The organism is Prauserella sediminis, assembly GCF_014195435.1.
In the GTDB taxonomy this organism is placed as follows: Bacteria; Actinomycetota; Actinomycetes; order Mycobacteriales; family Pseudonocardiaceae; genus Prauserella; species Prauserella salsuginis.
Genome location: NZ_JACIBS010000006.1, coordinates 20,212 through 34,345, shown reverse-complemented (window position 1 = coordinate 34,345; position 14,134 = coordinate 20,212). Strand labels below are relative to the sequence as shown.

Genomic DNA, 14,134 nt, shown 5'->3' with positions numbered 1-14,134 from the left:
ACCGGCGCGGGTCAGCCTGCCAGGGGCAGCCGAACCTCGAACCGGCACCCCGGCCCGTGGTTGCGCACCTCGATGCGGCCGGAATGCGCCTCGACGAGGCCTTTCGCGATCGCCAGGCCGAGGCCCGCGCCGGCCGGCTGGTCACCGGACTCCGGCGTGCGGGCGGCGGTGCCGCGGTAGGCCACGTCGAACACCTTCGGCAGGTCGGATTCGGCGATGCCACCGCAGGCGTCGTCGATCGCGAGTACGCCCCGGCCCTCGTCGACACCGGCGTGCACCACGACCGTGCCGTCCTGCGGTGTGTGGCGGATGGCGTTGGACAGCAGGTTGCGCACGACGCGGCCGAGCTCGGTGTCGCTGCCGAGTACGACGGGCCAGGCCGCGGCGTCGGTGTGCACCCGGATCCGTTTCCGGTGTGCGACGGGCCCCTGTGCGGCCAGGGCGTCCTCGACGACCTCCCGTAGCGGCACGGCCGCCAACGTCAGGTGGAGCGCGCCGGCGGTGATGCGGGAGAGCTCGAACAGGTCGTCGACCATGCCGGACAGCCGCGCGCTTTCGGTGCCGATCCGGTTCGCGTAGTCGGCCACCTCCTCGGGCCTGCTGACCACCCCGTCGGACAGCGCCTCGGCCATCGCGCGAATCCCGGACAGTGGGCTGCGCAGGTCGTGGCTGATCCACGCGACGAGCTCGCGACGCGATTCCTCGGCGGCCCGTTCCCTGCGGCGCGCCTCGCGTTCCCACACACTGCGGCGCGCGATCAGGCGTCCGAACAACACGGCCACTGGCACGGTCACGAGCGCCACCAGCAGGCAGACGAGCCACATCGTCGTGAGGGTCGCGTCGAACATGAACCCACTGATGCCGAGCACGCCCGCGAACATGGCGATCACCGGGATCAGGACCAGCACGGTCATCGTCGTGGCCAGGGTGCGGCGGCGCACCGCGCGGAGCACCAGCGCGCCGGCCAGCACGACGGGAATCACCAGCGCCAGTGCCACGGGCAGAATGTGGAGTGCGTGCTCCAGCATCGCTGCGAAGGACTCGTCGGGCGTGATCATGAGCGGAGGCCCGCGTCGTAGCGGTAGCCGACGCCCCACACGGTGGCGATCCGGGCGGGCTCGGCGGGCACCCGTTCGATCTTCTCCCGCAGCCGTCGCACGTGGACGGTCACGGTGGACTGGTCGCCGAAGTCCCAGCCCCACACGCGTTCGAGCAACTGCTGCCGCGTGAACGCCTTGCCGGGATGGGTGAGGAAGAACCAGAGCAGGTCGAACTCGCGGGTGGTCAGTGCGAGTCCACCGCCGTGCAGTGTCGCGGTGCGCGCTGCGGGGTCGAGCGTCAGCGGCCCGTCGGTGACCACGTCTCCGGAACCGGCGGTGTCGGCCGCGGGCCTGACGCGCCGCAGCACCGAGGTCACCCGCAGCGCCAGCTCGCGCGGACTGAACGGTTTCGTCACGTAGTCGTCCGCGCCGAGTTGCAGCCCGGCGATCCGGTTCTCCTCCTCGCCCAGGGCGGTCAGCATCACCACCGGCACGTCCGAGGCCTCGCGTGCGCCGCGGATCCGGCGGCACACTTCCAACCCGTCGAGGTCCGGGAGCATCAGATCGAGCACGACGAGGTCGGCGGGGCGCTGCTCGTGGGCGCGGAGCGCCTCCTGTCCGGTGCCGGCGAGCGCGACCGTGTATCCGGCGAGTTCGAGATATCGGCGGACGACGTCGCGGACGGTCACGTCGTCGTCGACGACGAGGATCGTGCCCTCGGAATCGGCCCGCGCGGCCGCGCTCGTGGTCATGGCGATCCTCCTCGTCTCACGCGGGCAGCCGTCCGCGTCACCAGTTCGTTAGGAACAGATGGTTCACCGCGAGTGCGGTCGCCGCTTGCAGCGCCAGCCACCAGCGTGCACTGCGTGCCGGTAGGAACGCCGCGGCAGCGAGGAGCCACACGGCGAACGGCAGCCAGATGCGTTCGACCTCGGCCTTCGACAGGCCCGACAGGTCGGCGGCGGCAACGGTCACGACGGCACCGGCCACCACGGCCACGAGGCGAGGTGCGGCACGCAGCCCGCACGCGGCCCGGCGGAGCGCCGGCCCGATAGCCGGACCGGTCGCCAGGGCCAGGCAGCCGAGGTTGGCCCACACCCAGAAGGTGTACGGCCGGTCCGCGGCGATGCCTTCGTAGTAGCGGTCGACCACGGCGTGGTACCCGTCGAGCCACCAGAACCCGCCGAGCGCGAACAGCCCGACCACGGCGAGAGCACCGGCCACGGCGAGGCCGAACGCCCGCCAGGCGCGGGTGGCCACGACGACGGCGAGCGCGATCGCGCCCAGCGTGATCAGCCCGTACGAGAGGAAGATGCCGAACCCGAGGATCGCGCCCGCGGGCAGGGCCCACGCCGGGTGGCGCACCGCAGCGAGTGCGAGCAGCGCGATGCCGGTGGCGGTCACACCCGCGAACAGGGCGTCGGCCGAGACCCCGAGCCACACCGCGCCCGGGAACAGCACCAGCAGCGGCAGCGCGGTGCGGGCGCGGTCGCGGTGACCGAGCAGCGACACCGTCGCCGGGACGGCCACCGCCGTGAGGGCACCGGCCAGCACGCACACGGTCGACGCGGCGACCCCGCCGCCGAGCCCGATGCGGTCGAGCCAGACGAACACCAGCGTCGCACCGGGCGGATGGCCTGCCACGTGGACGGTCCACGAGTCCGGTTGACCGTGAGCGATGCGGTCGGTGAAGCCGGCGAGCATCGCGGGGATGTCGGTGATGCCGGGGACCTCGGCCAGATACTCGGTACCGGGGGTGAGCCGGCCCGCGAAGCCCCGCTGCCAGCCGTCCACGAGCGCGAGCGAGGTGATCCAGCCCAGCGCCGTGACATAGCCGAGCACCAGAGCCCTGCGCCAGGGCAGGCGCGCCGCGAGTGACGGCCCGTAGCAGATGGTGAGGACGGCGAGCAGCACCGCGGGCACCGTGCCGGGCCCGGCGTGGGCCAGCGGCGTGCCGAGGAGCGGCCACTCCCCGAAGTCCTCCGGGGCTCCCTTGAAGGAACTCGGGCCGAGCTGGCGAGCGGGATTCCACCAGAGGGTGCCCGCCACAGCGGCACCGACCAGCGCGACGACCACGGTGGCGGCGAGGAGGTCGGCGGGAGGCACCGGCCGGCTGCGGGTGGCCGGGCCGGAGGGTTCGCCACCGGGGTCGTCGCGCTGGTCGGCGGTCATCGCCGTCGAATCTAGCGGCGCGGCCGCCGGCGGCCCAGCCGACGCGGCGTGACGTCAGGACTTCGTAAGACGTTCCGGGTGAGGCGACGGCCGGCAGCGCGCCGGCGGCCGCGACGTCAGGGTTTCGTAAGCCGCCGCTCGGTTTCCGCGCCGCGTCCGGTCGTCCTAGCGTCGGAGAGGTGGACGACGACGCAGAGGGGACCGAACTCGCGGCCCCGAGTAGCCCGGCGGACGGCGCGGCGCACGCCACGGTGGACGTGGTGCTGCCGTGCCTCGACGAGGCCGCGGCGCTGCCGGGCGTGCTGGCCCGCCTGCCTGCCGGATACCACGCACTGGTGGTGGACAACGGTTCGACCGACGGCTCGGCGGACGTGGCACGGGCCCATGGCGCGACGGTCGTCCCCGAGTCCCGGCCCGGTTACGGAGCTGCCGTCCACACCGGACTCGTCTCGGCCACGGCCGACATCGTGTGCGTGATGGACGCGGACGGCTCCCTCGACGCCGCTCGGTTGCCGGATCTGGTGGCGCACGTCCGGTCTTCCCGGCTCGTCGTGGGTGCGCGGCGACCGGTGACCGCGACGGCCTGGCCGTGGCACGCGCGGACGGGTAACCGGGTGATCGCGGCGCTGCTGCGGCGGCGCGGTGTGCCGGTGACCGACCTCGGCCCGGTGCGGGTGGCGTACCGGACGTCGTTGCTGGCGCTGGACGTGCGCGACCGTGCGTTCGGCTATCCGCTCGAGGTGCTGTTGCGGGCGGCGGAGGCGGGCTGGTCCGTGGTGGAACTACCGGTCGACTACCACGAGCGAGCGGCCGGCACGTCCAGCAAAGTGACGGGCTCGGTCCGGGGCACGTGGCGAGCGGTCCGCGACATGGCGAGGGTCCTGTGAGCGGCGCGGTCGTGCTGGTCGTCGCGAAAGCGCCGGTGGCCGGAGCGGCGAAGACGCGGCTGGCGGCGTCGGTCGGCGCCGTGGCGGCGGCCCGGGTGGCCGCGGCATCGCTGCTGGACACGATCGAGGCGGCGGTGCACACCCCGGCCGCGACGACCGCGGTCGCGTTCACGGGTGACGTCTCGGCCGCGGAGGAGCGTACGGAGCTGGTGGGGTTGCTCGGCCGGTGCGTGGTGTTCGGTCAGCGGGGCCTCGGGTTCGCCGAGCGGCTGGCGGCCGCGCACGCGGACGTGGCCGACCGGTACGCGGGGGCATCCGTGGTGCAGATCGGCATGGACAGTCCCCAGGTCACGCCGGGGCTGCTCGCATCGGCGCTGTCCCGGTTGGACACCGTGGATGCGGCGCTGGGCCCGGCCGTGGACGGCGGATGGTGGGCCCTCGCGCTGCGGAATCCGCGCCACGCCGCGGTGCTCAGGGGAGTTCCGATGTCCACTGCGGACACGGCGGCGGCCACTCGTGCGGCGTTGGCGGGCATCGGCCTCGACGTGGCGGCCCTGCCGCTGATGTCCGACGTGGACACCGAGCAGGACGCACGCGCGGTGGCGCGCTCGGTGCCGGGCAGCCGGTTCGCACGCGCCGTCGAGACCGAACTCGGCGCAGGCAGCGCTGCGCAGTGGCAAGGGCCGCAGTGGCAAGGGCCGCAGTGGCAAGGGCAGCGGTGGGAAGCGCAGCGGTGGGAAGAAGGGGAGCGGTGAACGGGTTCGACACCGGCCTGCTGGGCGGCCCGGCCTGGCTCGAAGCGGCGAGTGGTGCCCGTATCGCCCTGCCCGCAGAACGGTGGCACGCGGCACCGGCCGACGGCGACGAACTGCTGCTCGGCGCCTGCACCGGGCCGACCGTCGACATCGGGTGCGGCCCCGGACGGCTCAGTGCCGCTCTCGGTGACCTGGGGGTGCCGGTACTGGGGGTGGATTCGTCGCCGGTCGCGGTGGACCTGACCCGGCGGCGCGGCGCGCCCGTCGTCCTGCGCAACGTCTTCGAGTCGTTGCCGGCCGAAGGCCGTTGGCGCCACGCGCTGCTGGCGGACGGCAACATCGGGATCGGTGGCGATCCGGTGGGCCTGCTGCACCGGGTGGCGAGGCTGCTGGCCCCGGGCGGGAGCGCGCTCGTGGAGCTCGACCCGCCTGGCGGTGGCCTGCGGCGGGGCCGGGCACGGGTCTCGACAGGGGAGAGCGCGCCCGGGACCTGGTTCGATTGGGCGTGGGTCGCCGCCGACGCCGCTCCCGGACTCGCCTCCGACGCGGGCCTGCGGTTGGACTGGGTGGTGGGCCGCGGTGGCCGGTGGTTCGCGGAGTTCCGCAAACCCGGCAGGGCGTCGGATCCGCCGGGCGATGCCGAGCGGCAGGCCGGGTCCTGAGCCGGGCCGACCGCGCGGCCGAGGCTTGTCGGCCCGGTCGTGGCGGAGCTACCGTCGCCGCGGACCGAGTGTGCCCGTCCGCGTGGGCACCGGCACGACCTGGAGGGGCAGCGTGGCCCAGAAGGCATTCGCCTCGTCGGCGGACCTCGACGAGAAGGAACGGACGCTCGAGGTGCTCGCCGACGGCGTGTACGCCCTCACCGCCGAGGGCGACCCGAACGTGGGCGCGATCGAGGGCGAGGACTTCCTCGTCTGTTTCGAGGCCCTGGCCACGCCCGTCGTCGCCCGCGAATGGCTGGCCATGCTGCGCGAGTACACGGACAAGCCGGTGCGATACCTGGTGCTGTCGCACTACCACGCGGTGCGGGTGCTGGGTGCGTCGGCATTCGACGCCGACGTCATCGTGGCCCACGAGAACACCCGCGCACTGGTGGCCGAGCGCGGAGTCGAGGACTGGGAGAGCGAGTTCGGGCGGATGCCGCGGCTCGCGAAAGGTGCCGAGTCGGTGCCGGGGTTGACCTGGCCGACGCTGACCTTCTCCGACCGGCTGACCATCGACCTCGGCGGCGACCGGGGAGACCTGGTGCTCGACCATTGCGGCCGCGGGCACACCGAGGGCGACCTCGTGGCGTGGCTGCCGCAGCAGAAGATCCTGTTCGCGGGCGATCTCGTGGAGGCCGAAGCGGCGCTGTACACCGGCGACGCGTTCCACCGCGAATGGGCGTCGTCGACGTTGGATCGAGTCGCGGCCTACGGTGTCGAGCAGTTGGTCGGCGGCCGCGGCGGCGTCACGAGGGGCCGCTCGGCCGTCGACGCCGCCATCGCCCAGACACGGGAGTTCCTCAGCGTGATGCTCCGCGAGGTCGGTGCGGTGCACGAGTCCGGAGGCACGCTCAAGGAGGCTTTCGACCGCGCCCACGCCGCACTGGCACCCGGCTACGGGCACTGGCCGATCTTCGAGCACTGCCTGCCGTTCGACGTCTCCCGGCTGTGGGACGAACTGTCCGGCGTCGAGCGCCCGGTGATCTGGACGGCCCAGCGCGACCGTGAGGTGTGGGACCGGCTGCAGGACTGAGACGGGCGGAGGATGAAGCGTGGCAGACCTCGACGACGCGGTCGCCACCCGTGGTGTCGCGGTGATCGGTGCGGGCCCGGTCGGACAGACGACGAGCCTGCTGCTGGCCCGCCGGGGCGTGCCCGTGGTGCTGCTCGACGGCAGACCGGAGCGTGACCCGGTCGGCTCGAAGGCCATCTGCCAGCAGCGCGACGTGCTCGACGTGTGGGAGTTCGCCGGCGGCGGACGGCGCATCGCGGCCGAGGGCGTGACGTGGCGGACCGCACGGACGTTCCACCGTGACCGCGAGCTGTTCGCCGACCACCTGCCCGACGCGGGGGTATCGGAGTTCCCTCCGTTCGTGAACATCTCGCAGGCGCGGGTGGAGGAGATCCTCGACGAGGAGATCGCGCGGCAGCCGCTGATCGCGGTCCGGTGGGACCGGGAGGTGGTGGGACTCGCGCAGGACTCCTCCGGGGTGACGATCCGGTGCGCGGGTGGCCGACACGTGCGTGCCGCGTATGCGGTGGCGTGCGCCGGTGCCCGCGCGGAGTCCGTCCGGCGGGCACTCGGCGTGACCTTCGGCGGGCGCTCGTTCGACGACCGGTTCCTGATCTGCGACATCCGCGCTGACCTGCCGGACTGGGCCGGTGAGCGCCGGTTCTACTTCGACCCGGCCTGGAATCCGGGCAGACAGGTGCTGATCCACCCGTGTCCGGGCGGCGTGTTCCGGATCGACTGGCAGGTGCCCGAGGACTACGACCTGGCGGCGGAGCAGCGGTCCGGAGCGCTGGACGAGCGGATCCGCGCGATCGTCGGCGACGTCGGCTACGACGTCGTCTGGTCATCGGTGTACCGGTTCCATTCCCGCGTGGTGGACCGGATGCGGGTCGGCCGGGTGTTGCTGGCCGGCGACTGCGCGCACCTGTACGCCCCGTTCGGCGCCCGCGGGCTGAACTCGGGTGTCGGCGACGCCGACAATGCCGCGTGGAAGCTCGCGTGGGTGCTGCGGGGCTGGGCGGGCGAGGCGCTGCTGGAGAGCTATCACGCCGAACGTCACGCCGCTGCGGAGGAGAACCTCGCGGTGACGACGGCGACCATGGATTTCCTCGTCCCGCACGACGAGGACCGGCGGTGCAGGCGGGAGGCCGTACTGACCGGCGCGGCGTCCGACCCGGGGCTGCGCGGGCAGGTCGACTCGGGGCGGCTCGCGGAGCCGTTCTGGTACGTCGCCTCGCCGCTGACCACGGTCGACGAGACTCGTCCGTTCGCGGGCAGGCCGCCGCGTGCGACGGTGCCGTCGCCCGGCCCCGGCATTCTGGTTCCCGACGTTCCGGTGTCGGTGGCCGATTGCACCCGACTGCGGGAACTCGCCCGCAGCGGCTTCCTCGTCCTGGCGGCGCCGGAGGCGGACCTGGCTGCGGCGGAGGCCGTGCTGACGGCAGGGAACAGGCGCGGCGGGACGGACGAGGGGGAGTGGACGGGACCGCTGCGGGTGCTGGCGGCCGACGACGTCGACCCGACCGGATCCGTGGCGGCCGAGCTGGGCATGCGCAGCGGGGAGCTGTGGGTGCTGCGACCGGACGCGTACGTGGCCGCGGTGATCACCGACCCACGGGACCTCGGGCCCGTCCTGCGCCGGGCGTGCGGCCGCGCGGCCACCCCTGTCCGGTGACGGCAGCGCAGGCCGGGAATCGGCCCCGCCGAGGGCTGGCGTCACGCCGTCCGATGCCGCATTCTCGTTCATCGCCGCGCCCCGCCTGCCGGGCGAGGTGCGGTGCGCCGGCAGGCGACCGCCTCCCCGGCACGGTTCGAACAACGGAGTTCACATGGAACCGCAGTCCCCACTGCACGGATCCGCAGCGGCCGGCGACCGCCGACCGGAACGGCGGAAGTTGACGACCGGCGAACGGAAGGTGCTGGCCAGCACCCTCGCCGGTACGTCCATCGAATGGTTCGACTTCTTCATCTACGCGCAGGCCGCCGGTCTGGTGCTCGCGCCACTGTTCTTCGGCCCGCTCAGCGAGGAGTCACCCGGGCTCGCCGCGGTCGTGTCGCTGGCGACGATCGGCATCAGTTTCCTGTTCCGGCCGCTCGGCGCGATCATCGCCGGACGATACGGTGACCGCCTCGGCCGCAAGAAGATGCTGGTGCTCACGCTCGTCACGATGGGCGGGGCGACGACCCTGATCGGCCTGCTCCCGACCTACGCGGAGATCGGTGTCGCGGCCCCGATCCTGCTGATGCTGTTGCGGATCCTGCAGGGATTCTCCGCGGGCGGCGAGTGGGGCGGCGCCGCCCTGATGTCGGTGGAGCACGCGCCGGTGAACCGGCGAGGGGTGTTCGGAGCGTACCCGCAGATCGGCGTCCCGATCGGCCTGATCCTCGCCACCGGCATGCTGTGGGCGGTCACGTCGCTCACCACGGCGGCGCAGTTCGAGGCGTGGGGCTGGCGGGTCCCGTTCCTGTTCTCCGTGGTGCTGGTCGGCGTGGGCTACGCGATCCGGCGGGCCGTCGAGGAGAGTCCGGTGTTCCAGGAGATGCTGGAGCGGCGGAAGGAATCGTCGGCACCGCTGCGGGACCTGATGCGCGGCCACAAGCGGGAAGTCGTATTGACCGCGCTGATCTTCGTGGGCAACAACGCGGCCGGGTACCTGGTCATCGCGTACTTCCTGACCTACGGCACGAACGTGCTCGGGCTGGAGCGGTCCGCGATCCTGACCGTGATCGTCATCGCCTCGGTGGCCTGGCTGCTGTCCACACTGTGGGGCGGGATGTTGTCGGACCGCATCGGCCGCGTGCGCACGTTCCAGTTCGGCTACGCGTTCATGTTCGTGTGGATGCTGCCGATGTTCCTGCTGGTCGACACCGGTGACCTGATGCTGTTCGCCGCCGGGATCGTGATCCTGGCCCTGGGACTCGGCTTCTCCTACGGCCCGATGTCGGCCCTGTACGCCGAGATGTTCCCGGTGAGTGTGCGCTATTCGGGCGTGTCGATCGGGTATGCGCTCGGTGCGATCCTCGGCGGTGCGTTCGCCCCGACGATCGCCGAACTGCTGGTGCAGGGCACCGGATGGGGCGGTTCGGTCGGCCTGTACATCATGCTGCTCGCGGTGATCTCGGGCGGCGCGGTGTCGCTGGTGAAGGAGCCGAAGGGGGTCGACCTCGGGGTCGACGCTGCCGCAGGGCGGGCGTCCGCCGACCGCGCAGGCACCTGACGGGGCACGACGACCGGTGCCGCATTCGGACGGTGTGGCGTCGTGGCCCGGCCTCGTCCAGGGCGGGCCACGACGCCACGCGACGACGGAGGCCGCCGGCCAGGACATGAGGGCCCGCCAGGTCTTCGGCCCGCACACCCTGTCGGTGACGAGCCGGTTGACCGACTGGGCTTCTCGACGGCCGACTTGGGACCGACCCGAGCCGGCCGTCGACGCGCAGATCGGCGAAGTTGCGGCTGCGCAGCAGCCGCTGAATGACCTTCACCGAGTCACCCGAGGCGCCCGGGTCGAGGCGGCATGCGCGATCAGCGGCCGAATCAGCAGACGCCATCGCTCGGCCGGGGGACGCCGAGCCCGAAGAGCGGACGGAGCTTGATGCCGACCCAGGTACCGAACAGCGCGAACGCGCCCCACAGCCAGCCGTGCAGGCTGCCGGTGGAGATGCCGCCGAGATAGGCGCCGATGTTGCAGCCGCCGGCGAGGCGGGCGCCGAGTCCCATCAGGACGCCGCCGAGGACCGCGGCGACGGCCGTGCGCCACGGGATCTCCGCCCTGATCTTCCAGGCGCCCGCCGCGGCGGCGGCGACAGCCGCACCGAGAATGATCCCCACGTTCGTGAGCGTCGTCTTCTCCGTCCACACCGAGTCGCTCAGCATCTCGGCGAACCGTGGCTGCTGCCAGAAGTCCCACGTCTCGGGATGCAGACCGATCAACTGCAGCAGCTTCGCGCCCCACAGGGCGAACGCGGTGGTCACACCCCAGATGCCGCCGGAAACGAGTACGACCGCGGCGGCCAGCACGCCCAGCACGAGGGCTCCGACCAGCATCGGCCAGGAACCACGGAACACCCGGGCGACGCCCCTCGCGGTGGGAGGAGTGCCGACGGGCGGCGGGTTGCGCCGGGCCTGGACGACCCGGGTCGCCACGACGATGAGCAGCAGGACCGCGAGCGTGATCGCCCAGGAACCGAACCATCCGACGTGGTCGGACAGCAGCACGCCCGGTACCGCGGGCCAGCCGTCGAGTACGGGGAAGGCGAACGTGTAGAGGACCGAGCCGATGACGAACCCGCCCAGCGTGAGCACGATCGTCGACTGGCCCGAGCCGACGGCGAACAACGTGCCGGATGCGCACGCACCACCCAGTTGCATGCCGATCGCGAACAGGGTGGCGCCCACGAACAGCGCGAGCCCGATGGGTCCTGCACTGGCCTCGGGCGTGGTGCCGAACAGCCCGGTGCCGGTGCCGATGACGAGGGCGATGAGCGTGGCCGCGGTGCCGAGCAGCAGAGTGTGAGCGCGCAGCCCCTCGCCGTTGCCGACGCCGATCAGCTGCCTCCAGGCGGAGGTGAAACCGAATCGGGAATGGAACAGCGCCGCCCCGAGCAGCAGCCCGATGACCAACAGTGCGCCGAACTGGGCGCCGTGCACGGACCAGACGTACCAGGCGAGTGCGAGGGCGCCGATTCCCGCGACGACGAGGGGCACCGGCCGCACGGGGCCTTCGGGTTCCCGGTGCGGCGCCGGCCCGGAGGTCGGCGACGTGGTCAGGAAGGTGCGTACGGGGGTGGGGTCGGTGTCGGTGGACACGGTCGCTCCTGCGTCGATGCGATGCCGCGGCCGCGGCGATCCACAGTGGAACCACCGGGCCGCCCGGTTGATGGGTGGCAGGCCCGCGGCCGCTCGGAATCCCTCGGCGGCGGTCATGCGGTGATCGTCACGCGGCGATCGTGAGCGGGGACGGGGGCCGGGCTCGGCGCCGGTGCCTGCCGTTCTGCAGCCTACGTCCGTGCGCAGGAGACGCGACCGGCGTCCACTATCCGGGACGCCCGGAAGGCAGTGTCGTGGGCGCGTGCCCTGTGTCGTCGTCGACGATCTCGGGCGGATCGAACGCACGGACGTCGGGCACGTCCGGGCCCGCCGGTTCGATCTCGACGAGCGTGGTGCCGGAGGTCGGCCCCTGGGCGAGCCGGGACGTCCCGACGTCGCGGGTCAGCACGTTCGGGTTGCCGTGCCGGCAGAGTCCGTCGGCGTCCGGGTCGTACCACGCGCCCGTCGCCAGCACCGCCACGCCGGGCCGCACCGCGTCGGTGAGCCGCGCACCGGCGAGGCAGGCGCCGCGGTCGTTGTGAATTCGCACGGTGTCGCCGTCGGCGATGCCGCGGGCACGAGCGTCGTCGGGGTGCAGGTCGACGGGCTCGCGGCCGCCGACCTTCGACTCCCGGCTGACGCGGCCGCCGTCGTACTGCGAGTGCAGCCGGGTCTTCGGTTGGTTCGACACCAGGTGCAGCCCGTGGCGCTCGGCCGCCTCCGTGCCGAGCCGCTCGTAGGGTTCGAGCCACATGGGCATGCCGGGACAGTCCGGATACCCGAACGCGGCGACCGTGTCGCTGACCAGTTCGATCCTGCCCGACGGCGTGGCGAGGGGAGCGGCCGCGGGGTCCGCGCGGAGGGCGGCGAACGAACCGCCGTCGGGCGTCATGTCCTTCTCCGGCAGTGCCGCCGAGCCCGCGTTCCAGAACGCGTCGAAGCCGGGCAGGTCGACGCCCTCGTCGCGCAGCCGATCGCGCGTGCGGTCGTACAGTTCGCGCACCCACTGCCACTCGGAGCGGCCCTCGGTGAACCGCTCACCGAAGCCGAGCCGCTCGGCCAGTCCGGCGAAGACCGCGTGGTCGGTGCGCACCTCCGCGGGCGGCGGCACCGCCCGGTGCATGGCGCTGATGGTGGAGTCGGCCGAGCCCAGCGCGAAATCGTCCCGTTCGAGCGTGGTGGCCACCGGGAAGACGATGTCGGCACGCGTGGCCGTCGCGTTCCACCAGGATTCGTGGACGATCACCGTGTCCGGTCGCCGCCAGGCCCGTTCGAGCCTGCCGAGATCCTGGTGGTGGTGGAACGGGTTGCCGCCGGCCCAGTACACGAGCCGGATGTCCGGAAACGTGATGCGCTCGCCGTCGTAGTCGATCGTCGCGCCCGGGTCGAGCAGCATGTCCGCGACGCGCGCGACGGGAATGCGAGCCACGGCACCGCCAGGGGGCTGGGGGAGCGCAGCGATCCGCCGATGGCCGCGGGTCCCGTGCTCGGCGATGCCCAGTCCGCCCGCGGGTCCGCCTCCGGGCAGGCCGCACGACCCGGACAGCGCCGCCAGCGCGATGCCCGCCCAGTACGGCTGTTCGCCGTGGTCGTGCCGTTGGATCGACCACGCGAGGTTGATCACCGTGCGGTGGGCGGCGATCGTGCGGGCCAGGTCGCGGATGTCGCCCGCAGGCACTCCGGTGATGCCGGTTGCCCACGCCGGATCCTTCGCCGTGCCGTCGCCGCGGCCGAGCACATAGTCGCGGAGCCGGTCGAAGCCGCTGCAACAACGGTTCGCGAAGTCGGTGTCGGCGAGGTCCTCGGTGAGCAGCACGTGGATGAGCGCGAGCATCAGCGCCGTGTCGGTTCCGGGCCGCAACGGCAGCCACTGCGCGCCGAGGTCGGCCGCGGCGTCGTCGCGCACGGGGGAGACGTTGACGAATCGCACCCCGGCCTCGGCCGCGGCCCGTTGCCACGAGGTCTGCGTGTGCCTGCTCGGACCTCCCGGCACCATCTGGGTGTTCTTGGCTGCCAGCCCGCCGAAGGAGACGACGAGGCCGGCGTGTTCGGTGATCTTCCGCCACGTCGGGCCGCGCTCGTGCAGGCTGGTCGGCCCGCCTCCGATCACGTGCGGCAGGACGACCTCCATGGCCGCGAAGCTGTAGGTGTTGACCGACGCGGTGTACCCGCCGGCCATGGCGAGGAACCGGTGGATCTGGCTCTGGGGATGGTGGAACCGGCCGGCGCTGCCCCAACCGTACGAACCGCCGTAGATCGCCGCGGGCCCGTGCTCGTCGCGGACCCGGGCCAGTTCCCCGGCCGCCAGGTCGGACGCGCGGTCCCAGCTCACGGCGACGAACCGGTCACGCCCGCGCTCCGAGCCGTGGTCGCCCCGGAGCCAGCTTTCGCGCACCATCGGACGGGTGATCCGGTACGGCGCGTGGTTCACCTCGGGCACGCCCGCGCCGATCGGGGACGGATCCGGATCGCCCGGATGCGGTTCCAGCGCCACGACCCGGTCGCCCGAGGACAGGACGTCGTAGCGGCCCCAGTGAAAGGTCGTCGGGGTGCGGATGGTCTCGCCTGCCGAACTGTCGCCAGTCACCCCGGCGACGGTACTCGTGTGCCGGGCGGGCGGCGGCTGCCACGGTCGTGTGAGTCCGGGGCGCGTGTCCTGGGCTCGCGGCCGGGCGAGCGCACTGCCGAACCGGATGGTCGCGAGTAATCTCCGACTCGGTGACCGGACGTGATCGTGGTCACGCAGGCCGGGCCGGC

The 14,134-nt window shown here is 72.8% G+C and carries 11 protein-coding genes; 6 read left to right on the top strand and 5 right to left on the bottom strand.

Features of this window, described 5'->3' with window-relative positions; all coding sequences use genetic code 11:
* Positions 1-11 precede the first annotated feature (11 nt).
* From FB384_RS22695 to FB384_RS22685, 3 genes are read right to left on the bottom strand one after another with little or no spacing between them, the layout of a single operon-like run.
* Positions 12-1,058: a sensor histidine kinase gene (locus FB384_RS22695; protein WP_183786868.1), complete on the bottom strand. Its 1,047-nt coding sequence runs from the start codon at positions 1,056-1,058 to the stop codon at positions 12-14.
* Positions 1,055-1,792, bottom strand: a complete 738-nt coding sequence (locus FB384_RS22690) for a response regulator transcription factor (protein WP_183786867.1) — start codon at positions 1,790-1,792, stop codon at positions 1,055-1,057. The genes FB384_RS22695 and FB384_RS22690 overlap by 4 nt, the downstream gene beginning before the upstream one ends.
* Before the next feature lie 37 nt (positions 1,793-1,829).
* Positions 1,830-3,212, bottom strand: a complete 1,383-nt coding sequence (locus FB384_RS22685) for a 6TM ABC transporter family protein (protein WP_183786866.1) — start codon at positions 3,210-3,212, stop codon at positions 1,830-1,832.
* Positions 3,213-3,463: 251 nt separating this feature from the next.
* Between FB384_RS22685 and FB384_RS22680 the strand changes: the two genes are divergently transcribed.
* The 6 genes from FB384_RS22680 (at position 3,464) to FB384_RS22655 (ending at position 9,788) form a co-directional block, all read left to right on the top strand.
* Entirely contained in the window at positions 3,464-4,099 is a 636-nt protein-coding gene (locus tag FB384_RS22680) for a glycosyltransferase family 2 protein (RefSeq protein WP_183786925.1), read from the top strand.
* A complete protein-coding gene (locus FB384_RS22675) occupies positions 4,096-4,854 on the top strand; it encodes a TIGR04282 family arsenosugar biosynthesis glycosyltransferase (RefSeq protein WP_183786865.1) in 759 nt (252 codons plus the stop codon). The genes FB384_RS22680 and FB384_RS22675 overlap by 4 nt, the downstream gene beginning before the upstream one ends.
* On the top strand, positions 4,851-5,516 hold the full coding sequence (locus tag FB384_RS22670) for a methyltransferase domain-containing protein (RefSeq protein WP_183786864.1): 666 nt from the start codon (positions 4,851-4,853) through the stop codon (positions 5,514-5,516). The genes FB384_RS22675 and FB384_RS22670 overlap by 4 nt, the downstream gene beginning before the upstream one ends.
* A 112-nt stretch (positions 5,517-5,628) precedes the next feature.
* Entirely contained in the window at positions 5,629-6,591 is a 963-nt protein-coding gene (locus FB384_RS22665) for an MBL fold metallo-hydrolase (RefSeq protein WP_183786863.1), read from the top strand.
* A 19-nt stretch (positions 6,592-6,610) separates the two neighbouring features.
* Positions 6,611-8,245 (top strand): FAD-dependent monooxygenase, encoded by a 1,635-nt coding sequence (locus FB384_RS22660; protein WP_183786862.1) that lies wholly within the window; start codon positions 6,611-6,613, stop codon positions 8,243-8,245.
* A gap of 154 nt (positions 8,246-8,399) precedes the next feature.
* Positions 8,400-9,788 (top strand): MFS transporter, encoded by a 1,389-nt coding sequence (locus FB384_RS22655; RefSeq protein ID WP_183786861.1) that lies wholly within the window; start codon positions 8,400-8,402, stop codon positions 9,786-9,788.
* A 317-nt stretch (positions 9,789-10,105) separates the two neighbouring features.
* Here FB384_RS22655 and FB384_RS22650 read toward each other — a convergent pair whose 3' ends face one another.
* Together FB384_RS22650 and FB384_RS22645 are read right to left on the bottom strand one after the other, a co-directional pair.
* Complete coding sequence (locus tag FB384_RS22650) at positions 10,106-11,377, bottom strand: YeeE/YedE family protein (RefSeq protein ID WP_372497696.1); 1,272 nt, start codon at positions 11,375-11,377, stop codon at positions 10,106-10,108.
* 226 nt (positions 11,378-11,603) lie between these two features.
* The gene (locus FB384_RS22645) at positions 11,604-13,964 is read right to left on the bottom strand and encodes a molybdopterin-dependent oxidoreductase (protein WP_183786859.1); all 2,361 of its coding nucleotides are present in this window, start codon (positions 13,962-13,964) and stop codon (positions 11,604-11,606) included.
* Between the last annotated feature and the right edge of the window lie 170 nt (positions 13,965-14,134).

Coding starts and splice junctions, on each gene's coding strand:
- FB384_RS22695 (WP_183786868.1), bottom strand. CDS start 1,058: ATGATCACGCCCGACGAGTCCTTCGCAGCGATGCTGGAGCACGCACTC.
- FB384_RS22690 (WP_183786867.1), bottom strand. CDS start 1,792: ATGACCACGAGCGCGGCCGCGCGGGCCGATTCCGAGGGCACGATCCTC.
- FB384_RS22685 (WP_183786866.1), bottom strand. CDS start 3,212: ATGACCGCCGACCAGCGCGACGACCCCGGTGGCGAACCCTCCGGCCCG.
- FB384_RS22655 (WP_183786861.1), top strand. CDS start 8,400: ATGGAACCGCAGTCCCCACTGCACGGATCCGCAGCGGCCGGCGACCGC.